Source organism: Methylobacterium sp. E-012, from assembly GCF_057836545.1.
In genome coordinates this window covers 3,964,874-3,988,058 of record NZ_JBYQEY010000001.1, presented here as the reverse complement: position 1 = coordinate 3,988,058, position 23,185 = coordinate 3,964,874, and the positions used below count along the sequence as shown (strand labels likewise).

The 23,185-nt window shown below is 71.0% G+C and carries 8 protein-coding genes; 6 read left to right on the top strand and 2 right to left on the bottom strand.

The window, feature by feature from the left end:
* Window positions 1-76: 76 nt before the first annotated feature.
* The 5 genes from treZ (at window position 77) to glgB (ending at window position 16,208) form a co-directional block, all read left to right on the top strand.
* Window positions 77-1,882: a malto-oligosyltrehalose trehalohydrolase gene (gene treZ / locus AC3IF1_RS19195; protein WP_489218895.1), complete on the top strand. Its 1,806-nt coding sequence runs from the start codon at window positions 77-79 to the stop codon at window positions 1,880-1,882.
* Window positions 1,879-6,780, top strand: coding sequence for a malto-oligosyltrehalose synthase (locus tag AC3IF1_RS19190; RefSeq protein WP_489218894.1), 4,902 nt, complete (start codon window positions 1,879-1,881; stop codon window positions 6,778-6,780). The genes treZ and AC3IF1_RS19190 overlap by 4 nt, the downstream gene beginning before the upstream one ends.
* A 343-nt stretch (window positions 6,781-7,123) precedes the next feature.
* Complete coding sequence (locus tag AC3IF1_RS19185) at window positions 7,124-10,504, top strand: maltotransferase domain-containing protein (protein WP_489218893.1); 3,381 nt, start codon at window positions 7,124-7,126, stop codon at window positions 10,502-10,504.
* Window positions 10,505-10,653: 149 nt separating this feature from the next.
* A complete protein-coding gene (gene treS / locus AC3IF1_RS19180) occupies window positions 10,654-13,932 on the top strand; it encodes a maltose alpha-D-glucosyltransferase (protein ID WP_489218891.1) in 3,279 nt (1,092 codons plus the stop codon).
* Window positions 13,929-16,208, top strand: coding sequence for a 1,4-alpha-glucan branching protein GlgB (gene glgB / locus AC3IF1_RS19175; protein WP_489218890.1), 2,280 nt, complete (start codon window positions 13,929-13,931; stop codon window positions 16,206-16,208). Before treS ends, glgB begins: the two co-directional genes overlap by 4 nt.
* 298 nt (window positions 16,209-16,506) lie before the next feature.
* Here glgB and glgA read toward each other — a convergent pair whose 3' ends face one another.
* Together glgA and AC3IF1_RS19165 are read right to left on the bottom strand one after the other, a co-directional pair.
* A complete protein-coding gene (glgA, locus tag AC3IF1_RS19170) occupies window positions 16,507-18,045 on the bottom strand; it encodes a glycogen synthase GlgA (RefSeq protein WP_489218889.1) in 1,539 nt (512 codons plus the stop codon).
* Window positions 18,046-18,258: 213 nt separating this feature from the next.
* A complete protein-coding gene (locus AC3IF1_RS19165; RefSeq protein WP_243972486.1) occupies window positions 18,259-19,854 on the bottom strand; it encodes an alpha-amylase family glycosyl hydrolase in 1,596 nt (531 codons plus the stop codon).
* A 653-nt stretch (window positions 19,855-20,507) separates the two neighbouring features.
* Here AC3IF1_RS19165 and AC3IF1_RS19160 point away from each other — a divergent pair.
* Window positions 20,508-23,048 (top strand): glycogen/starch/alpha-glucan phosphorylase, encoded by a 2,541-nt coding sequence (locus AC3IF1_RS19160; RefSeq protein WP_489218888.1) that lies wholly within the window; start codon window positions 20,508-20,510, stop codon window positions 23,046-23,048.
* Window positions 23,049-23,185: the final 137 nt, after the last annotated feature.

The following is a 23,185-nucleotide window of genomic DNA, read 5'->3' as shown; positions in this document are numbered from 1 at the left end:
CCTTCTCCCACCATCTGATAGATCCTGCCGCGCTTGCGCCCCGGTGCGCGCGGCCAATGACGAGGACGGTGGCCCGATGCGGCGCGCCCACAGCATGGATTTCGGGGCCGAGATGGTCGAGGGCGGCGTCCGCTTCGCCCTCTGGGCCCCCACCGCCAAGAGCGTCGATCTCGTCGTCAACGGCACCGACCATCCCCTGCCCGAATCCGGCGGCGGCTGGCGGCGCACCGCCCTGCCCGGGGTCAAGCCCGGCGCCCGCTACGGCTTCCGCATCGACGGCGACCTCGTCGTCCCCGATCCCGCCTCCCGCTTCCAGCCGGACGACGTCGGGGGCCTTAGCGAGGTGCTCGACCCGCGCGCCTTCGCGTGGTCGGACGAGGCCTGGACCGGGCGGCCCTTCGAGGAGGCGGTGATCTACGAGTGCCATGTCGGCACCGCGACCCCGGAGGGGACCTATGCCGGCCTCCAGGCGCGCCTGCCCGACCTCAAGGCGCTCGGCGTCACCGCGATCGAGCTGCTGCCGCTCGCCGACTTCAAGGGCTCGCGCAACTGGGGCTACGACGGCGTGCTGCCCTACGCGCCCGACGGCGCCTATGGCCGCCCGGACGACCTCAAGCGCCTGATCGACGCCGCCCACGGGCTCGGGCTGATGGTCTATCTCGACGCGGTCTACAACCATTTCGGCCCGGCCGGGAACTACCTCCACGCCTACGCCAAGACCTTCTTCACCGAGCGCCACCAGACCCCCTGGGGCGCGGGCATCAACTTCGACGGCAAGGAGAGCGGCGCCACGGTGCGGCAGTTCTTCATCCAGAACGCCCTGTACTGGCTGGAGGAATACCGTTTCGACGGCCTGCGCTTCGACGCCGTGCACGCGATCCTCGACGATTCGCCGCGCCATTTCCTGGCCGAGCTCGGCGAAACGGTCCGCAAGACCTTCCCGGACCGGCAGATCCACCTGATGCTGGAGAACGAGGCCAATCAGGCGCGCTGGCTGGAGCGCGACGCCGCCGGCCGGCCGAAGATGCACGACGCGCAATGGGCCGACGACCTGCACCATGGCTGGCACGTGCTGCTCACCGGCGAAGACGCCGGCTATTATAAGAGCTTTGCCGACAAACCGGTCGCCCACCTCGCCCGGTGCCTCGCGGAGGGATTCGCCTATCAGGGCGAGCCGTTCGCGACCCTGGACAACCACCCCCGCGGCGAGCCCTCCGGGCACCTCCCGCCCTCCGCCTTCGTGACCTTCCTGCAGAACCACGATCAGGTCGGCAACCGGGCGCTGGGCGAGCGGCTCAGCCACCTGGCGGATCCGAAGAAACTCGATCTCGCCCGGGCCGGGCTGCTGCTGGCCCCGCAGATCCCGATGCTCTGGATGGGCGAGGAATGGTCGGCCTCGGCGCCGTTCCTGTTCTTCGTCGACTTCGCCCCGGACGAGGCGCTGAACACGGCGGTGCGCGACGGCCGCCGCCGGGAATTCAAGAGCTTTGCCGCCTTCGCGGACGATACCGGCAAGATCCCCGATCCCACGGAGCGTGAGACCTTCGAGGCCTCGAAGCTGGACTGGTCGGAGCGCGACCGCTCGCCCCATCGCGAGGTGCTGGCCGAGACGACGCGGCTGCTGGCCCTGCGCCGCGACGTGGTCGTGCCCCTGGCGAAGTCCGGCTACCGGGGCGCCGCCGCGACCCTGCCGCGGCCGGACGTGGTCGACTGCACGTGGCGCTTCGGCGCCGGAACCCTGCGCTGCGTCGCCAATTTTGGGGACGCGGCCTATGCGGTCGATCCGGGCGGCGCCCGGGTGGTCTGGACCAACGCCCCCGACACGACCGGACGGGACCTGCCTTCCTGGACCGGCGTGTTCCTCTCGGAGTCCCGCTCGTGAGCCCCCTGGAACAGCTCGCCGATCTGGTCGGCGTCGCCGCCGGCTACACGGACGCCTTCGGCAAGCCCGTCGAGACCTCCCTGGAGGTGCGCCGCGGCCTGCTCGCGGCCCTGGGTTTCGCGGTGGACGACGAGGCCGCGATCGCCGGGAGCCTCGCCGAGGTCGAGCACCTGCGCCGCGGCCCGATCCCGCCGCTCCTGCCGGTGGAGGCCCGTCGCACCGCCCGGGTTCCGGTCCGCGTTCAGGACGGCGCGCCCCACACCCTGGTCTGGCGCCTCGTGGACGCCCGCGGGACCGCCCGCGAGGGCCGGGCCAACCTGCAGGGTCCGGAGCCGGGCTTCGAGCTGCCGCCGCTGACGCCCGGCTATCACCGCCTCACCGTCCAGGTCGGGCAGAGCCGGGCCGAGGCCTGGGTGATCGCCGCGCCGCAGCGCTGCTGGCGCCCGCGGCCCTACACGGAGGAGGGGGCTTCCGACTGGGGCCTGGCCGCGCAGCTCTACGGCCTGCGCTCGGCCACCAATATCGGCATCGGCACCTATGCGGATGCCGGCGAGGCGGCCCGCGAGGCGGCCCTGCGCGGGGCGGCCTTCCTCGGCCTGAGCCCGGTCCACGCCCTGTTCGCCTCCGACCGGACCAAGATCTCCCCCTACTCGCCGTCCTCGCGTCTGTTCCTGGAGACCCTGTTCATCGCGCCCCGCAGCCTGCCGGGACTGGCGGGATCCCGGGCCGAGGCGCTGCTCGCCGCGCGCGAAGACGCCATCACGGCGTTGCGCGAAGCGGCGCTGGTCGACCACCAGGGCGTGCACGACGTGCTCGAGCCGGTGCTCCGGGCCCTGTGGGCGGATTCGCCGGCCCGGGCCGGGACGGACGCGGGCTTCCAGCGCTTCCGCCAGGAGGGCGGCGCGGATCTCGAAGCCCACGCGGTGTTCGAGGCCCTGGCGGAGCATTTCCGGGGGCAGGGGGCCCATTGGCTAGGCGACTGGCCGGAGGAATACCGCCGTGCCGGCACGGAGGCGGTGCAGGCCTTCGCGGCGGACAACGCGGAGGCCGTCGGCTACCACGCCTGGCTGCAATACCTCGCCGACCGGCAGCTCGCGGAGGCCTCCGCGGCGGCGCTCGGGGCCGGCATGCGGGTCGGGCTCTACCGCGACCTCGCGGTCGGCGCCGACCGGGGCGGCTCCGAGATCTGGTCGCATCCCGAGCGCTTCGCCGACAAGGTGTCGATCGGCGCGCCCCCGGACCTCCTCGCCCCCAAGGGCCAGAACTGGGGCCTGCCGGCCTTCGACCCGCTGGCGATGGAGCGCGACGGCCTCGCGGCGTTCCGGGCCCTGGTCCAGGCCAACATGCGCCACGCCGGCGCGATCCGGATCGACCACGCCTTCCAGCTCGCCCGCCTGTTCCTGATCCCGCTGGGCGCGGGCGCCCAGGCCGGCGCCTACGTGGCCATGCCGTTCGAGCCGATGCTGGCGGTGCTGCGGCTGGAGAGCCACCGCAACAAGTGCTTGGTCATCGCCGAGGATCTCGGCACCGCCCCCGAGGGGTTTTCCGACGCCCTGATGCGGGCCGGCGTCCTGAGCTACCGGATCCTGGCCTTCGAGCGGGAAGGGGACGGCCGATTCAAGGCCCCATCGGCCTATCCGCGCGACGCGCTCACCGCGATCACCACCCACGATCTGCCGACCTTCGTCGGCTGGTGGCGCGGGGTCGACACCGACACCCGCCAGTCGCTCGGCCTGTACGATCAGGACCGCGCCGAGGCCGAGCGCAACGAGCGGGTGGTCGAGCGCCGCCGCCTCACCGAGGCGCTGGCCGGGGAGCAGCTGCTGCCCTCGGCCGAGCCGCCGGAGGCCGCGCCCTTCGAGGCCGCCGCCCGCTACCTCGCCCGGGCGCCGTCGATGCTGACCGCCGTCCAGTACGAGGACGTGGTCTCGGAACTCGCCCAGGCCAACGTCCCGGGTTCCACCGAGGGCTACCCGAACTGGCGGCGCAAGCTCGACCGGGACCTGACCGACATCGCCGCCCCCGGCGGCCCGCTGGCCAAGCTGGCGGCGGCGCTCTCGGCCGAGGCGCGGGGGCCGCGCTCCGGGGCCGCCCGGCTCGCGGTGCCACCGCCGCAATCGACCTATCGGCTCCAGTTCCACAAGGACTTCACCTTCGCGGATGCGGAACGCATCGTCCCCTATCTGAAGACCCTCGGGATCAGCCACGTCTACGCCTCCCCGCTCCAGAAGGCCCGGGCCGGCTCGACGCACGGCTACGACATCGTCGACCACGGGGCGCTCAACCCGGAACTCGGCGGCGAGGCGGGCTTCGTCGCCCTGTCCGACACCCTGCGGGCGCACGGGATCAAGCTCCTCCTCGACATCGTGCCGAACCACATGGGCGTCGGCGGGGCCGACAATCCCTGGTGGCTCTCGGTCCTGGAATGGGGCTCCCTGTCGCCCTTCGCCGACGCCTTCGACATCGACTGGCAGCGCCTCGGGGCCGGTCGGAACCTCGTGATCCCGTTCCTCGGCGACCGCTACGGCGAGGCCCTGGAGAAGGGCACGCTGACGCTGAAGTTCGACCCCGAGACCGGGGCCTTCAGCGTCTGGCACTACGAGCACCAGCTGCCGATCCGGCCCCTGAGCTACCCGACCATCCTCAACCGGGTGATCGCCGCCATCGGGGCGGTGGACGACGACACCACCGCGGAGCTGCTCGCCATCTCCGAGCGCCTGCGGGCCATGGCGATCGACACCGACGAGACCCGCCGCAAAGGCTTCCCCGAGGAGGCGGAAGGGTTGAAGCGCCGGCTCGCCGAGATCTACGGCGTGTCGCCGCTGATCCAGGAGGCCACCGCCAGCACGCTCGCGCTGCTCAACGGCTTCAAGGGCCGGCCGGACAGCTTCGGGCCGCTGCACCGGCTGCTGGAGGCCCAGGCCTACCGGCTCGCCCATTGGCGGGTGGCCTCGAGCGATATCAACTACCGCCGGTTCTTCGACGTGAACTCGCTCGCCGGCCTGCGGGTCGAGCTGTCCGACATCTTCCACCGCTCCCACGAGACCGTGTTCCGGCACGTCCGCGCGGGCCGGATCGACGGGTTGCGCGTCGACCACATCGACGGGCTGGCCGACCCGCTGGGCTACGCGCGGGCGCTGCAGGCCGCCGTGGGCCCCGGCTTCTACGTGGTGGTGGAAAAGATCCTGGAGCCCGGGGAGCGGCTGCGGCCCTGGCCGGTGGCCGGGACCACGGGCTACGACGTGCTCAACCAGCTCGACGGGATCCTGGTCGACAAGGGTAGGCGCGGGAAGGTCGAGCGCCTCTACACCTGGGCCACGGGCTTCGACGAGCCCTACGGGTTCCAGCTCCGCGCCGCCAAGGCCGAGATCCTGGAGATCAGCTTCGCCAGCGAGCTGGAGGTGCTGACCTCCGACCTGAAGGAGGTCGCCGACGCCGACCGGCGCACCCGCGACTTCACCGTCAACGCGCTCCGCCGGGCGCTGATCGAGATCATCGCGCGCTTCCCGACCTACCGCAGCTACCTGCCGCCGGAGCTGGAGGAGGGCGAGGTCGAGCCCGAGGACGTGCGCCTGATCGAGGGCGCGGTCGCCAAGGCCAAGCGCTGGTCGGGCCTGCCGGACCGCTCGGTCCACGATTTCGCCGCCGAGGTCCTGCTCGGGCGGATCGAGACGACGGGCCCGGGCCGTCCGGACCCGCGGGTGGCCCTGCGCTTCCGCCGCCGGTTCCAGCAGCTCACCGGCCCGGTCATGGCCAAGAGCCTGGAGGACACGCTGTTCTACCGGTACGCGTGCCTCCTCGGCCTCAACGAGGTCGGCGGCGATCCGGGGGAATACGGCATCGACGCGGAGCATTTCCACGACCTGCAGGTCGCCCGCGCCCGCGACTGGCCGAACGCCATGATCACCACGGCGACCCACGACACCAAGCGCGGCGAGGATGCCCGCACCCGGCTGCTCGCCCTCTCGGAGATCCCGGAGGAATGGGCCGGGGCCTGGGACCTGTGGCAGCGCGCGGCCGGACCGCATCTCGCCCGGATCGACGGCGAGCCCGCCCCCGACGCCAACGACCAGTGGATGTTCTTCCAGGCGATCCTCGGCGCCTGGCCCCTGGAGCTGCTGGAGCGGGACGAGCCCGCCGTGATCGCGACGTTCCGCGACCGCCTGATCGCCTATGGCGAGAAGGCGATGCGCGAGGGCAAGCGCCGGTCGAGCTGGGTCAATGTCGACGAGGTCTACGAGGGCGCGGTCAAGAAGCTGTTTTCCGCGCTGATCGCCCCGGGCTCCGACTTCCTGCGCGCGCTCCGGCCCTTCGCCCGGCGGCTCGCCCATCTCGGCATGCTGGCGAGCCTCGGCCGGACGGTCCTGAAATGCACCCTGCCGGGCCTGCCCGACACCTACCAGGGCACGGAACTCTGGGACTTCTCCTTCGTCGATCCCGACAACCGCCGCCCGGTGGATTACCCGGCCCTGGAACGGATGCTCGAACAGGGCGGCGAACCGGCGGCCCTGCTGGCGCATTGGCCGGACGGGCGGGTCAAGCAGGCGACGCTCGCACGGCTCCTCACGGAGCGGGCCGAGCGCCCGGACTTCTACGCCAGCGCCGCCTACGAGCCCGTCGCGGCCGCGGGCGCCCGGGCCGACCACGTGATCGCCTATCGGCGGACCGATCCGGGCCAGGAGGGCGGCGACCTGTTCGTGGCGGTGCCGCGGCTCGTGGCCGGGCTCGTCGGCGAGACAACCTGGTCGGGGGAGGCTTTTGCCGGCACCCGGGTCGATCTGGGGGTCGGGACCCGCTGGCGCGACCTCGCGACGGGGCGGATCGTCGAAGGGGAGGGGGCCGATCTCGGCCAGCTCCTGCGCGATCTGCCCTACGTGGTGCTGCGGCGGGAATCGTGAGGGGACCGGCGCCCCCGCTTCTCTCCCTCCCCCCTCTGCGGGGGAGGGTGGGCCGGCCGTCAGGCCGGGTCGGGAGAGGGGAACCCGGGTTCCGGAAAGGCCAGGGCAGCGGTGAGCAGCGCGGCATCGTCTGCGCCGTCGCTCCCCTCTCCCGACCCGCTTCGCGGGCCACCCTCCCCCGCAAAGGGGGGAGGGGACGCGCAGGGTGGCAGGTGCGGCAGCGCGGATTCCAAAACGTCCCTCCGCAGCCGTGTCATCCAACTCTGCTGAGAGACGTCGAACCGCGCGGCACAGCCACACGCTTCGGGCGTTACGACACAGTGAACGGGAGCCAGGGGCCAGCATGAACGCACCGACCAAAGCCGCCGCGACGTCCGGGGCCGAGGCCGTCCTGCCCGCCGCCCTGGCGCCCCGGGCCGAGGGGCCGCGGATCTACAACCTGTTCCCGCTCCTGGTCGGGCGCGTGTCGGACTGGACCGCCGAGCTGCCCCGGATCGCGTCGCTCGGCTTCGACTGGATCTACCTCAACCCGTTCCACCAGACCGGCGGCTCGCGGAGCCTCTACGCGGTCGCCGATCCCGAGCGCCTCGACGAGCGGTTCCGGGATCAGGATGGCACCCCGGACGACGCGCAGATCCAGCGTTTCTGCGCCGCCGCCAAGGCCGCCGGCCTGTCGGTGATGACCGATCTCGTGATCAACCACACCGCCGACAACGCCCGGCTCGCCACCGAGCGGCCCGACCTGTTCATGAAGGAGCCCGACGGCTCGATCATGCACCCGGCCGCGGTGGATCCGGACGATCCGTCGATCCGCACCGTCTGGGGCGACCTCGCCGAACTCGACTACCACACCCAAGCCGCCCGGGACGAGCTGACCCGGATCTGGGGCGCCTACGTCGCCCGGCTCCAGGGGCTCGGCGTGGCCGGCTTCCGGTGCGATGCCGCCTACAAGGTGCCGCCGGAGACCTGGCGCGTGCTGATCGGGGAGGCCAAGGGCCGGGATCCCGCCTGCCTGTTCGCCGCCGAGACCCTCGGCTGCACCTTCGAGGAGGCGAAGGCCACGGCCGGCGCCGGCTTCGACTACCTGTTCAACTCCTTCGCGTGGTGGGACCTGCAGAAGCCCTGGGCCCTGGAGCAGTACGAGCGCCTGCGGGTGCTGGCGCCCTCCATCGCCTTCCCCGAGAACCACGACATGAAGCGCCTCGCCGCCGGGATCGGCGGCGGCCCCGAGGCGGTGGCGGCGCATCTGCGCACCCGCTACGCCCTCGCCGCCTTCTTCTCGGCGGGCGTGCTGATGCCGATCGGCTACGAGTGGGGCTACCGCCGGGCGCTGCACGTGGTCGAGACCACCCCGCGCGACCGCGAGAGCGAGACCGGGATCGACATCTCCGGCTATGTCCGGGCGGTCAACGCCCTGCGGGCCGAGCTGCCGGCCGCCAATGTCGAGGGTGCGCAGCTGCGGATCTCCGCGCCCGACAGCGACCTGGTGGCGCTCGCCCGGTTCGACACCGGCCATCCGGCCTCGGCGCGGCACGGGCTGATCGTGCTCTACAACCCGACCGAAAGACCGGTGCCGGTGGATGCCGGCACGCTGATCGCCCGCACCGGCGGGATGCTCGGCGCCTTCGTCGACCGGACGCCCGGGGCCGAGCCGATCGCCTTCCATCCCGGCAGCGCCATCGATCTGCTCCCGGGCGAATTGCGCATCCTCGCGGCGGGCACCCAGCAGGCCGCGGAGTTCCCCGATCGGGGCTCCCCGGACGGTGAGGGCCGGGTCGTGATCGAGGCGGTCACCCCCGAGATCGACGGCGGCCGCTCGGCGGTGAAGCGGATCGTCGGAGAATCCCTGCGGGTCGAGGCCGACATCTTCTCCGACGGCCACGAGATCATCGACGCCGCGATCCTGTCCCGGGTCGCCGGCAGCGAGGGCTGGCGCGAGGACCCGATGGTCTTCGCCGACAACGACCGCTGGGCCGGGCACTTCCCCCTGGAGAAAAACGCCCGCTACGAGTTCACCCTGATCGCGTGGCGCGACCCGTTCTCCTCCTGGATCCGCGACACCCTGAAGAAGCGCGCGGCCGGGGTCGACATCCGCCTGGAGACGATCGAGGGCGTGACCGTCGTCGAGACCGCCGCCGCCCTCGCCCGGACCCGGGGCGGCCGCGACGCGGAGCGCCTCGCCGCCCTGGTGGCGGCGCTGGCCGCCGAGGAGGCGGGCTCGCCCGCCCAGCTCGACCGGATCCTCCAGCCCGACGCCGCGAGCCTCGTGCGCCGGAATGCCGAGCGGGTGAATCTCACCCGCTATCCCGTGACCCTGCCGGTGATCGCCGACCGCCTCGCGGCCCGGTTCTCGGCCTGGTACGAGATCTTTCCGCGCTCGCAATCGATGGACGTGAACCGCCACGGCACCTTCGACGACGTGATCCGGCGGCTCCCCGAGATCCGCGAACTGGGCTTCGACGTCCTCTACTTCACGCCGATCCACCCCGTGGGAAGAACCAACCGCAAGGGGAAGAACAACACCCTCAAGGCCGAGCCCGGCGATGTCGGCTCGGTCTACGCGGTGGGCGCGGAGGAGGGCGGCCACGAGGCCGTGCATCCCGAGCTCGGCACGCTCCAGGATTTCGAGCGGCTGGTGGCGGCGAGCCACGCCTACGGGATGGAGATCGCGCTGGACTTCGCGATCCAGTGCTCGCCGGACCATCCCTGGATCAAGAACCACCCGGAATGGTTCGAGTGGCGCCCCGACGGCACGCTGAAATTCGCCGAGAACCCCCCGAAGAAGTACGAGGACATCTCGAACGTCCATTTCTACGGCGGGGCCCTGCCCGGGCTGTGGATCGAATTGCGCGACATCCTGCTCGGCTGGTGCGCCCGGGGCGTGCGCATCTTCCGGGTCGACAACCCGCACACCAAGCCGATCCCGTTCTGGGAATGGGTGATCGCCGAGGTCAACGGCCGCTATCCGGACGCGATCTTCCTGGCCGAGGCCTTCACCCGGCCGAAGATGATGAAGAAGCTCGCCAAGGCCGGCTACCAGCAGAGCTACACCTACTTCACCTGGCGCAACACCAAGCAGGAGCTCACCGATTACGCCCTGGAGCTGGCCGGGGAGATGGGCGAGTACTACCGCCCGAATTTCTTCGCCAACACACCCGACATCAACCCGTACTTCCTCCAGACCAGCGGGCGCGCCGGCTTCGTGATCCGCGGTACGCTCGCCGCCACCCTGTCGTCGGTCTACGGCATCTACAACGGCTTCGAATTGTGCGAGGCGGCGCCGTATCCGGGCAAGGAGGAGTACCTGAACTCGGAAAAATACGAGCTGAAGGCCTGGGACGATCACCGGCCGGGGAACATCCGCGCGCATATCGTCAAGCTCAACACGATCCGGCGCGAGAACCCGGCCCTCTGGGATTTCCGCAACGTCGTCTTCACCGGGGCCTTCAACGATCAGATCATCGCCTACGCGAAGGCGACGCCGGAGCGCGACAATTGCGTCTTCACCATGGTCAACCTCGATCCGAAGAACCGCCAGGAATGCACCTACGAGGTGCCGCTCTGGCTGTTCGGCCTGCCCGACGACGGTGCCGTCGAGGTCGAGGACCTGCTCCAGGGCTACACGTTCGAGTTGCGCGGCAAGACCCACCGCATCGCCCTCGATCCGGCCGAGCGATCCTGCGTGATCTGGCGCCTCCGGGCGCCGCGGCGGGTTGCGGGCTGAGCCCGCCCGTGGCACTCGGCCATGGCAGTTGAATCCTGCGGCGGGCGTTCCCGTCGCCGACCCTTGCACCCGCGCGGCGGCCGACCGACCGCGTCCCGGCCGGTCCCCCCGCCGGTCCCGTCAGATCCGACCGATGAGGCAGCGACGCGATGATCGATCGCAGCGACCCGCAATGGTACCGTGACGCCATCATCTACCAGATCCACGTCAAGTCGTTCTTCGACGCGAACAACGACGGGATCGGCGACTTCGAGGGTTTGACCCAGCGCCTCGACTACGTCCGCGACCTCGGCGTCACGGCGATCTGGCTGATGCCGTTCTACCCCTCGCCGCTGCGCGACGACGGCTACGACATCGCCGATTACGAGGGCATCAACCCGTCCTACGGGACCATGGAGGACTTCAAGGCCTTCGTGGCGGCGGCCCATGACCGGGGCCTGCGGGTGATCACCGAACTCGTGATCAACCACACCAGCGACCAGCATCCCTGGTTCCAGGCCGCCCGGGAGGCGCCCCCCGGCTCGCCCGAGCGCGACTTCTACGTCTGGTCGGACACCGACGAGCCGTACAAGGACACGCGGATCATCTTCCTCGACACCGAGGCCTCGAACTGGACCTGGGACCCGGTCGCCAAGCAGTATTTCTGGCACCGGTTCTACAGCCACCAGCCGGACCTGAACTTCGACAACCCGAAGGTGCTGGAAGCGGTCATCGCGACGATGCGCTACTGGCTCGACATGGGCGTCGACGGCCTGCGCCTCGACGCGATCCCCTACCTGATCGAGCGCGACGGCACGAACTGCGAGAACCTCGCCGAAACCCACGATGTGATCAAAAAAATCCGGGCGGCGCTGGATGCGAGCTACCCCGACCGGATGCTGCTCGCCGAGGCCAACCAGTGGCCCGAGGAGACCGCCCAGTATTTCGGCGACGGTGACGAATGCCACATGGCGTTCCACTTCCCGCTGATGCCGCGGATGTACATGGCGATCGCCCGGGAGGACCGGCACCCGATCACCGACATCATGCGCCAGACCCCTGAGATCCCGGAGGGCTGCCAGTGGGCGATCTTCCTGCGGAATCACGACGAGCTCACGCTCGAGATGGTGACCGCCGAGGAGCGCGATTATCTCTGGTCGTTCTACGCCGCCGAGCGGCGGGCCCGGATCAATCTCGGCATCCGCCGCCGCCTCGCGCCGCTCCTCGAGAACGACCGGCGCAAGATCGAATTGATGAAGTCCCTCGTCCTGTCGATGCCCGGCACGCCGGTGCTCTATTACGGCGACGAGATCGGCATGGGCGACAACATCTATCTCGGCGACCGCGACGGCGTGCGCACGCCGATGCAGTGGACCCCGGACCGCAACGGCGGCTTCTCCCGGGCGAACCCGCAGAAGCTGTTCCTGCCGGCGATCCAGGACCCGATCTACGGCTTCGACGCGATCAACGTCGAGGCGCAGATCCAGGCGCAGACCAGCCTGCTGAACTGGACGCGGCGCATGATCGCGATCCGCAACAACAGCGTCGCCCTGGGGCGCGGCACGATCCAGTTCCTGTATCCGTCGAACCGCAAGGTGCTCGCCTGGATCCGCGAGCACGAGGACGAGCGGGTCCTGTGCGTGGCCAACCTGTCGCGCGCGCCCCAGGCGGTGCAGCTCGACCTGTCGGAACTGCGCACCGCGGTGCCGATCGAGCTCACCGGCGGCACCGAGTTCCCGCCGATCGGCGACCTGCCCTACCTGCTGACCCTGCCGTCCTACGGCTTCTACTGGTTCTCCCTGAGCGCCGCCCGCTCGGGGGCGATCGGCCCGCAGCAGGAGCCGCCGGAGCTGTTCACCCTGGTGCTGACCGGCGGCATCGAGAGCCTGATGTCGGGCCGCGAGCGCGTCGCCTTCGAGCGCACCGTGGTGCCGCCCTTCCTGACGAGCCGGCGCTGGTTCGGCGCCAAGGGCTCGCGGATCAGGGGCGTGAAGGTGATCGACTGCGCCGCCGTCAAGGACGTGGACGGGAGCGCGCGCTTCCTCCTGCCGCGCCTCGACGTGCAGCTCGCCAACGGCGAGACCCACCAGTACTTCGTGCCGGTGGGCGTCGACGAGGGCCGCGAGGACGAGACGCTGCTGCCCTTCGCGGTGGCGCGGGTGCGCCGGGGGCCGCGCACCGGCCTGCTCTACGGGGCGGCCGGCTCCAACGACTTCGCCGCCGGCCTGATCGACGACATGCGCCGGGCCCGCGAGATCCCCACCGAGAGCGGGCGGCTGGTCTTCGCCGCCACCTCGGCCTTCGACCCGGAGGTCACGGTCGACGTGGCCGACATCCGCCGGCTCTCGGCGGAGCAGAGCAACACCTCGATCGCCATCGGCTCGAAGATGATGCTCAAGCTCCTGCGCCGCCTGCAGCCGGGGATGCATCCCGAGATCGAGGTCGGTCGCTTCCTCACCGAGCAGGCGGGGTTCTCCAACACCCCCGCGCTCCTCGGCACCCTCGAACACGTGGCCGAGGACGGCACGCGGACGGCGCTGGCGGTCCTTCAGAAGTTCGTTATGAACCAGGGCGACGCCTGGACCCTGATGCTGGAGGGCCTGCGCCGGGACTTCGAGACCGTGGTGCTCACCCCCGAGAGCGAGGCCGCGACCCCTGAGGAGGCGTTCCAGGCCCACCGGCCCTGGGCGGAGCTGCTCGGGCGGCGCACCGCCGAGCTGCACGCGGCGCTGGCGACCGAGACCGACGACCCGGCCTTCGCGGCCGAGCCGTTCACCGAGGCCGACCTCGCGGTGCTCGCCCGGGACGCCCGCCACCAGGCCGAGCGCGCCTTCCGGGCGCTGAAAGGGCTCACCGAGCGCGGCCTCGACGCCGGCAAGACCGCTTGCGCGGCCCTCCTCCCGCGCCGGCAGGAGGTCGAGACGCTGATCGACGCGCTCACCGACGCGCCGCCTCTGGGCGCCTACAAGACCCGCATTCACGGCGACTACCACCTGGGGCAGGTCCTGGTCGCCGAGAGCGACCTGATCATCGTCGACTTCGAGGGCGAGCCCTCGCGCCCGGCCGACGAGCGCCGGGCCAAGTCGATGCCCCTGCGCGACGTGGCCGGGCTGATGCGCTCCTTCGCGTATGGTGCCGAGACCGTGACCCGCGAGATCGCCGCCCGGTTCGGCGACACCGAGGAGCGGGCCCGCGACGCCGCCACCGCCTGGCGCGGGATGATCGAGGCGGCGTTCCTGGACGGCTACGAGGCCGCGGTCGTGGGCTCCCGGGCCGCCGTGACCGACCCGGGCACGCGGGCGCGGCTGCTGCGCCTGTGCCTCCTGACCAAGGCCCTGTACGAGGTCGACTACGAGGCCAACAACCGGCCGGACTGGATCGAAATTCCCGCCCGCGGGGTTCTCACCATTCTGGACGCGGACCGACACGAGCCCGGAGCATCGGAATGACGGCGATCGACGAGACCTTCGCAACGCGGGCCGACCCGGAAGCGGCGACGGCGCGGGACGCGGAGGTCCCCGGCTCCGCCGCCACGGCGCCGAGCGTCCATCCGGACGCGATCGCCGCCCTGATGAGCGCCAGCCACGGCGACCCGTTCGCGGTGCTCGGCCCCCACCGGGCCGGGCCGGATGCCTGGGAGGTGCGCGCCGTCCTGCCCGAGGCCCGGGCCGCCACCCTGGTGATGGACGGGCGCAGCGTGCCCTTCGAGAAGCGCCACCCGGACGGGTTCTACGTCGCCCGGGTCGAGGGCGAGCACCGGCCGCTCTACGAGATCGAGGTCGAGGCCTGGGACGGATCGAAGCGCCGCCGCTACGACCCCTACGGCTTCGGCTCGTCGATCGAGCAGTACGACGTGGCGACCCTGCGCGAGGTCGGCACCAACCTCGTCTACCGGATGCTCGGGGCCCAGTCCGGGCGGCTCGACGGCATCGACGGCTTCCGCTTCGCCGTCTGGGCGCCCAATGCCCGCAAGGTCAGCGTGGTCGGCGACTTCAACGACTGGGACGGGCGGCGCCACCCGATGCGCCTGTGGCAGGACGGCGGCATCTGGGAGCTGTTCGTGCCCGGGCTCACCGCCGGCGTGCGCTACAAGTTCGAGATCCGCGGCCCCGACGGGGCCCTGATCCCGCTCAAGGCCGACCCGGTCGCCTTCGCGGCCCAGCACCCGCCGGAGACCGCCTCGGTCACCCACGGGACCGGGGAGTTCGACTGGCGCGATTCCGGCTGGATGAGCACCCGCGGCGCCAAGGACCCGCGCCACGCGGCGATCTCAGTCTACGAGGTCCATCTCGGCTCCTGGGCGCGGGTGCCCGAGGAGGGCAACCGCTACCTCACCTACAAGGAGCTGGGCGAGCGGCTGATCCCCTACGTCAAGGATCTGGGCTTCACCCATATCGAGATGCTGCCGATCACCGAGTTCCCGTTCGACGGGTCCTGGGGCTACCAGCCGGTCTCGCTGTTCGCCCCGACCAGCCGGTTCGGCACCCCGGAGGAATTCGCGGCCTTCGTGGACGCCGCCCACGAGGCCGGCATCGGCGTGCTGCTCGACTGGGTGCCGGGCCACTTCCCGCTCGACGCCCACGGGCTCGGCCAGTTCGACGGCACGCACCTCTACGAGCACGCCGATCCCCGCCAGGGCTTCCACCAGGATTGGGGCACCTACATCTACAATTTCGGGCGCACGGAGGTCGCGACCTTCCTGGCCGCCAACGCCCGGTTCTGGCTGGAGCACTACCACCTCGACGGCCTGCGCGTGGATGCGGTCGCCTCGATGCTCTACCTCGACTATTCGCGCCGCCAGGGCGAGTGGATCCCGAACCGCTACGGCGGCAACGAGAACCTCGACGCCATCGACTTCCTGCGCAAGACCAATGAGGCGACCTACAGCCACGCCCCGGGCACGATCACCGTGGCCGAGGAATCGACCTCGTGGCCCGGCGTCTCGCACCCGACCTATACCGGCGGGCTCGGCTTCGGCTTCAAGTGGAACATGGGCTGGATGCACGACACCCTGCATTTCATGCAGGAGGATCCGATCCACCGCCGCTACCATCACCACAACCTGACCTTCGGGCTGCTCTACGCCTTCTCGGAGAATTTTATCCTGCCACTCTCCCACGACGAGGTCGTGCACGGGAAGGGCTCGCTGCTGAACAAGATGCCCGGCGACCGCTGGCAGAAATTCGCGAACCTGCGCGCCTATTTCGGCTTCATGTGGGGGCATCCCGGCAAGAAGCTGCTGTTCATGGGCGGCGAGTTCGGCCAGGAGCGGGAGTGGAATCACGACACCAGCCTGGACTGGCACCTGCTCGACGACCCCCTGCACAAGGGCGTCAAGGACGTGGTCCGGGACCTCAACCGGCTCTACGTCGCGACGCCCGCCCTCCACAGCCGCGACGTGGAGCAGACCGGCTTCCAGTGGCTGGTGGCGGACGACCAGGACAACAGCGTCATCGCCTGGGCCCGCAAGGGCGCCGAGCCGGGCCAAGTCGCCATCGTGGTGTCGAACTTCACCCCGATCCCCCGGGAGGGCTACCGGATCGGCGTGCCGGAGGCGGGCTTCTACCGCGAGGCGTTCAACTCGGATGCCGGCGTGTACGGCGGCTCGAACCTCGGCAATAACGGCGGCGGTCACAGCGACGGACAGGCGAGCCACGGCCAGGCCCAATCCCTGTCGCTGACCCTGCCGCCGCTGGCGACGATGATCTTCGTGCTGGAGCGGTGACGTGAATCCCTCCCGCCCTCTGCGGGCTACCGGATCCACACGTCTCAGTCTGACGCCAACACGCTGAAAACAGAGCGCTTTTCCCCTCCCCCTTGCGGGGAGGGGTCAGGGGCGGGGGTGGCTCAGAAGGCACCGCACCGCTCCATCCTCCAACTCCTCCCCGCAAGGGGAGGAGAGAGCGTCTCGGCCAGCGATTGTGCGCATTGTAACGCTGCGGGGAGGGTGGCCCCTGCGTCAGGAGGGCCCACCCTCCCCCGCAGAGGGGGGAGGGCGAGAAGCGGATCCGTCTGTAAAAACCCTACGCGGCGCGCCAGCGGAGCGCCGGGCTGTTGCCGATGGCGCGGGCGTAGAGGCCGGCGTAGTTGTCGGCGGCCCGATCCCAGCCGAAGCGGGCCGCCATAGCCCGCCGCCGCATGGCGTTGAGGCGCTTCTTCTGGCCGAAGGCCTCCAGCGCCCGGCGGACCGCCGCCCCGAAGGATGCCGCCGAGGGTTCGGCGAAGGTGAAGCCCGTCACCCCGTCCTCGACCGTGTCGGCGAGGCCCCCGGTCCGGCGCACGATCGGCAGGGAGCCGAAGCGCTGGGCGTACATCTGGGCCAGCCCGCAGGGTTCGAAGCGCGAGGGCATCAGCAGGAAGTCGCTGCCCGCGAACATCCGCCGGGCCTGGGCCTCCTCGAAGCCGACATGGACACCGACCGCGTCGGGATGGCGCCTGGCGAGGCCGCGCAGGGCCTGCTCGAACCGGCCCTCGCCCTGGCCGATCACCACGAGCTGGCCGCCCTCGGCCACGATCGCCTCGGCGGCCTGCAGGCTCAGGTCGATGCCCTTCTGGTGGACGAGCCGCGACACGATGGCGAAGAGCGGCCCGCGGGAGACCGCCAGCCCGAACTGGTGGCGCACCGCCTCGGCATTGGCGCGCTTGCCCTTCCAGTCGTCGACCTCGAACCGGGTCGCGAGGTGGGGGTCGGTGCTCGGATCCCAGGTCTCGTCGATGCCGTTGAGGATGCCGGCGAGCCGGCCCTGTCCGGCGCGGGTGCGCAGCAGCCCGTCGAGGCCGCAGCCCAGCTCGGGGGTCTGGATCTCGCGGGCGTAGGTCTCGCTCACCGTGGTGACCTGCGAGGCGTAGAAGATCCCCGCCTTGAGGAAGGAGAGCTGGCCGTAGAACTCGGCGCCGTCCACCTGGAAGGCCGAGTCCGGAACGCCGAGGCGGCCCAGGCTGTCCCGGGGGAACAGGCCCTGATAGGCGAGGTTGTGGATCGTCAGCACGCTCGGGATCCGGCGGCCGCGCCAGGCGAGATAGGCCGGGGCGAGCGCCGCCTGCCAATCGTTGAGGTGCAGGAGATCGGCCGCCCAATCGGCGTCGATGCCGGCGGCGATCTCCGCGGCCGCGAGGCTGAGCCGGGCGAAGCGCAGGTCGTTGTCGCCGAAATCGCCGTGGGCGTCGCCGTAGGGCGTGCCGTCGCGCTCGTAGAGGTCGGGCGCCAGCAGCACGTAGATCCGCAGCCCGTCCGCCGCCTCGACGAGGCCGAGGTCGCAGGCCGGGACCCCCGCGAAGCCGTCGAGGCGCGCGACCACCGGGATCTCGGGGAACGCGGCCCGGACCTCCCGGTAGCCCGGGATCAGGACGCGGATGTCGTAATGCGGCACCATGGCCCGGGGCAGGGCGGCCGAGACTTCGCCGAGACCACCGGTCTTCACGAAATCGGCCATCTCGGGGGTTGCGTAGAGGATGCGGCGGCGCAGCGAGGCCGGCCGGGCGGCCGAAGGGACATGAACGGCGCCGTCCCCTTCGCCCGACGGCCGATCGGCGAAGGGATCACCACGGCGCGCATCGAGCATCGGCATTGATCCTGGCCGGGCGGGATGCCCCGGTCTGGCAGACGATCGGGCAGACACGGCTGTCGCGATCTCAACCACGGTCAATGCTCCTCCGTCGCGACGGTTCCGCTGCGACGCACAAAATAGGCCACCGGCTGCGTTAAACTTCGGTTACGCCGCGTGCAATGCGGCATGAGCTGCACCCAGACGGAGTCCCTCCAGCCGCCGACACTTCTATTCGCGGCGCAGGATCACCCCCTCGGCGGCGTCGAGGGCCAGGGCGGCGCGGGCCGCCTCGCCCGTGCGGCCCGGGCGGGTCGAGAGCAGCACGGTCCAGCCGCCGTCGGGCAGCGGCAGGCTCCGGGCCGCGCCGCCGAAGTTCAGGACCATCCGCAGGACCTCGCCGCCGAGGACGCGCTCGTAGGCGAACACCCCCTCGACCCCGAGGGGCACGCCCCGGTAGTCGCCGACCGCGAGCGCCGCGTGGTCGCGGCGCAGGGCCAGCAGCCGCCGGTGCAGGGTCAGCATCGAGGCCGGGTCCGAGCGCTGGGCCTCGACGTTGCGGGTCGCCCAATCCTCCGAGAGGGGCAGCCAGGGCTCGGCGGCGGACGAGCCCGCACAGAAGCCCGCCCGCGGGCTGTCGTCCCACTGCATCGGCGTGCGCTCCGGGTCGCGGCCGTGCCCAGGCTCGTTGCGTTCCCAGGGGTCCCGGGCGCCCCCCGGGGGGATCGGCACGTGGCCGAGCCCGATCTCGTCGCCGTAATAGAGGGTCGGCGTTCCGCGCAGGGTCAGGAGCAGCATCGCGGCGATGCGGGCCTGGGCCTCCCCGACCCGGGCGGCGATGCGCGGCTGGTCGTGGTTGCCGAGCACCCAGTTCGGCCAGCCGCCCGGGGGCAGGGCCGCCTCGTAGCGCGCCACGAGGTCGACCACGGCCTCGGCCCGCCACGGGGTCTGGATCAGCTGGAAGTTGAAGGGCAGGTCGGCCCCGGTCAGGTCCGGGCCGTAATAAGCCACCAGCCGCTCCACCGGCAGGTAGATCTCGCCGATCAGCACGCGCTCACCATAGCCGCGCAGCACCGCCCGCATCCCGGCGATCACGTCGAACACCTCCGGCCGGTCGGCGGAATAGACCTGGAGGAAGCGGGTGATCCCGGGCGCCCCCGGTGCGGCGTCGGGATTGACCGGGTTGTCGCGGAACGCCGGATCCTTCATCAGGTGCCAGATCACGTCGACTCGGAACCCGTCGACCCCGCGCTCCAGCCAGAAGCGGAGCACGGCGTGCATGGCCTCCCGCACCGCGGGGTTGCGCCAGTTCAGGTCCGGCTGCTCCTTGAGGAAGGCGTGGTAGTAATACTGGCCGGTGGCCGGATCCAGCGTCCAGGCCGGGCCGCCGAAATTCGACAGCCAGTTGTTGGGCGGGCCGCCGTCGGGGCCCGGATCACGCCAGATGTACCAGTCGCGCTTCGGGCTCGTGCGCGACGCGCGGCTCTCCGTGAACCACGGATGGGTGATCGCGGAATGATTGGGCACGAAGTCGAGGATCACCCGCAGCTTGCGCCGATGCGCCTCGGCGACGAGCGCGTCGAAGTCGGCGAGCGTGCCGAACAGAGGGTCGATCCCGCAGTAATCGGCGACGTCGTAGCCGAAATCCGCCATGGGCGAGGGGTAGATCGGCGAGATCCACACGGCGTCGACCCCGAGCCAGGCGAGATGGTCGAGGCGCGCCGTGATGCCCGGCAGGTCGCCGACCCCGTCGCCGTTCGTGTCCTGAAAGGAGCGGGGATAGACCTGGTAGACGGTCCCGCGCTTCCACCAGACGGTGTCGGTCATGCTGCGCCTCTCGCGTTGCCGCCCTGAGCAGACTTAGATTGGCGAGCCAGACCGTACGCGACAGGCACGCCATCCTCGCCGAATGGGGCGCGGGTCCCCTCTCCCGTGCGGGAAAGGGACAGGGTGCGGGATGAGAACATTCAGGAAAAGGCTCGGCCTTTACGCGCGTCGATGGCGCGCTCCATCCTGATTCCTCCCGCCCCTCACCCCAACCCTCTCCCGCACGGGAGAGGGGGCTCGTTGCGCTTGCCAAACAAGTCGGCGCACGACTGTCATGGACCGTGGGAAGGCCAATCCTGCGTCCGCTCAGATCCTTGGTTGGTCAAAGGTTTTCGTCGCAAAACCAGCAGCTCCTTTTGCGAAACCCGCTCAGGGTCAGCGGCAGACCCCACCGCCCGCGACCGGCAGTGCGGCCTGCCTATCGGACGCGTGTGACTGGAATGTCACGAGGGCGTGCCATATCTCCCGGGCCGTGCCCGTGCGCCGTAAAGGCGCAGCGCTGCCACGACTTCGCCGGAAGCCGGCCGCACACTCGGACGCTTCGGGGCACGGATCGCCCACCCGTTCACGGGGCGGCAATCCACAGAAGAGATAATCCGCCCACGATTGCCCCGGCGCCAAAAGCCGGGGGCCAGACTTTGGGGGACTCGCACGTGTTGAACGATGTTCTGATCCGGCCAGCGCCGCAGGATGCCTCCCGCGAGGAGCGCGCGCCCGAGGCCCCGGCGCCCGTGTCTTGGACCGCCCCGGCCCTGTCCGCAAGCGGCGACGCGGTGGTGGACCTGCGGGAGGCGATTCGCGCCAAGCTCACCTTCGCGCTGGGCCGGACGCCCGAGGCGGCCCGCCCGCGCGACTGGTTCGCGGCGACCGCTTTGGCCCTGCGCGACCGGATCGTGGCGGCCTGCATGGCCGCCGAACGCCGGGTGCCGAACAAGCGGGTCTACTACCTGTCGCTGGAATTCCTGATCGGCCGGCTGATGTCGGACGCGCTGAACAACCTCGGCCTCACCGAGACCACCCGGTCCGCGCTCCGGGAACTCGGGGTCGATCTCGACGCCGTGGAGGAGGCCGAGCCCGACGCGGCGCTCGGCAATGGCGGCCTGGGGCGGCTGGCCGCCTGCTTCATGGAGAGCATGGCCAGCCTCGGCATCCCGGCCATGGGCTACGGCATCCGCTACGACCACGGCCTGTTCCGGCAATCCTTCGAGGACGGCTGGCAGCGCGAGGCGCCGGAGACCTGGCTCGCCGAGGGCAATCCCTGGGAATTCGCCCGGCCCGAGGCGACCTACGCGATCGGCTTCGGCGGCACGGTCACGATGTCCTCGCAGGCCGAGGGCGTGATCCGGCGCCACTGGCAGCCGGCCGAGACCGTGCGGGCGGTGGCCCACGACGTGCCGGTGGTCGGCTGGCGCGGGCGCCACGTCAACGCGCTGCGCCTGTGGAAGGCCGAGGCCGGCGAGCCCGTCGACCTCGCCTTGTTCAACGGCGGCGACCATGTCGGGGCGGTGGCGGCGCGGATGCGCGCGGAGGCGATCTCCCGGGTGCTCTATCCGAGCGATTCCTCCGCCGCGGGCCAGGAGCTGCGCCTGCGCCAGGAATACTTCTTCACCGCGGCCTCCCTCCAGGACCTCGTGGCCCGCCACGTGGCCGAGCGCGGCGACGTCCGGTCCCTGCCCGATCACGCGGCGATCCAGCTCAACGACACGCACCCGGCCATCGCGGTGCCGGAGCTGATGCGCCTCCTCCTGGACGTGTACGGCCTGTCCTGGGAGGATGCCTGGCACGTCACCACCAACACGCTGCACTACACCAACCACACCCTCCTGCCCGAGGCGCTGGAGACCTGGCCGGTGGAGCTGATGGAGCGGCTGCTGCCGCGCCACATGCAGATCATCTACCTGATCAACTGGATGCATCTGGAGGAGCAGGCCAAGCACGGCCGGCAGGGCGCCGAGACCGACAAGGCCGCCTACCTCGCCTCGATCTCGCTGATCGACGAATCGCACGGCCGCCGGGTGCGGATGGGGCACCTCGCGTTCCACGGCGCCCGCCGGGTCAACGGCGTCTCGGCGCTGCACACGGACCTGATGCGCTCCACGGTCTTCGCCGACCTGCACGCCCTGGATCCGGACAAGATCGTCAACAAGACCAACGGCATCACCTTCCGCCGCTGGTTCCACAACGCCAATCCGGGCCTCACCCGGCTCGCCGTGGAGACCGTGGGGGCGGGCGTCCTCGACGATCCGGAGCTGCTGCGCGGCCTCGAGGCCCATGCCGAGGATCCGGCCTTCGTGGCGCGCTACGCCGCCGTGCGCCGGCAGCGCAAGGAGGCGCTGTCCGCCCTCGTCGCCGCGCGCACCGGGATCGACATCGATCCGGACGCGCTGTTCGACGTCCAGGTCAAGCGCATCCACGAGTACAAGCGCCAGCTCCTCAACGTGGTCGAGACGGTGGCGCTCTACCAGGCGATCAAGGCCGAGCCGCACCGGGACTGGACGCCGCGGGTGAAGATTTTCGCCGGCAAGGCGGCCCCGAGCTACGTGCAGGCCAAGCTGATCATCAAGCTCGCCTGCGACGTCGCCAAGGCGGTGAACGACGATCCCGAGGTCGCGGGCCGGCTGAAGGTGGTGTTCCTGCCGAACTATTCGGTGAGCCTGGCCGAGGCGATCATCCCGGCCGCCGACCTGTCCGAGCAGATCTCCACCGCCGGCATGGAGGCCTCCGGCACCGGCAACATGAAGTTCGCCCTCAACGGCGCGCTCACGGTGGGGACGCTCGACGGCGCCAACATCGAGATCCGCGACCATGTCGGGGCGGAGAACATCTTCATCTTCGGCCTGGAGGCCGACGGGGTGCGGGACCGGCTGGCCGTGCCGGACCATGCGGCGCGGGCGATCCAGGCCTCGCCGCGGCTGGCGGCGGCGCTAGACATGATCGCCGCGGGGCGGTTCTCCCCGGAGGAGCCGGGCCGGTTCCGCCCGCTCACCGACGACCTGCGCCGCCGCGACCAGTACCTGCTCACCGCCGATTTCGACGATTACTGGCGGGTGCAGCGGTCGATCGACGCCGCGTGGCGCGATCCCCGCGGCTGGTGGGCGAAGGCGATCCGCAATACCGCCCGCATGGCGTGGTTCTCCTCCGACCGGGCGATGCGCGAGTACGCCGCGGAGATCTGGCGGGTCCGGCTCGGCTGACCGGCCCGGGATCACGGATCCGGCACGTCCGCGAGCCGCCCGCGGCTGCCGGGGCCTCACGCTGTGGCCCATGGCGGCGAGCCCGCCCATCGTCGCGACGCGCGCCGTGGGAGCGGACGCCGCCTGGCCGCGGGGAG

Bases quoted from the DNA above. Each gene is read 5' to 3' on its own strand.
- treS (WP_489218891.1), top strand. From the start codon at position 10,654: ATGATCGATCGCAGCGACCCGCAATGGTACCGTGACGCCATCATCTAC.
- AC3IF1_RS19185 (WP_489218893.1), top strand. From the start codon at position 7,124: ATGAACGCACCGACCAAAGCCGCCGCGACGTCCGGGGCCGAGGCCGTC.
- glgB (WP_489218890.1), top strand. From the start codon at position 13,929: ATGACGGCGATCGACGAGACCTTCGCAACGCGGGCCGACCCGGAAGCG.
- glgA (WP_489218889.1), bottom strand. From the start codon at position 18,045: ATGCTCGATGCGCGCCGTGGTGATCCCTTCGCCGATCGGCCGTCGGGC.
- treZ (WP_489218895.1), top strand. From the start codon at position 77: ATGCGGCGCGCCCACAGCATGGATTTCGGGGCCGAGATGGTCGAGGGC.
- AC3IF1_RS19165 (WP_243972486.1), bottom strand. From the start codon at position 19,854: ATGACCGACACCGTCTGGTGGAAGCGCGGGACCGTCTACCAGGTCTAT.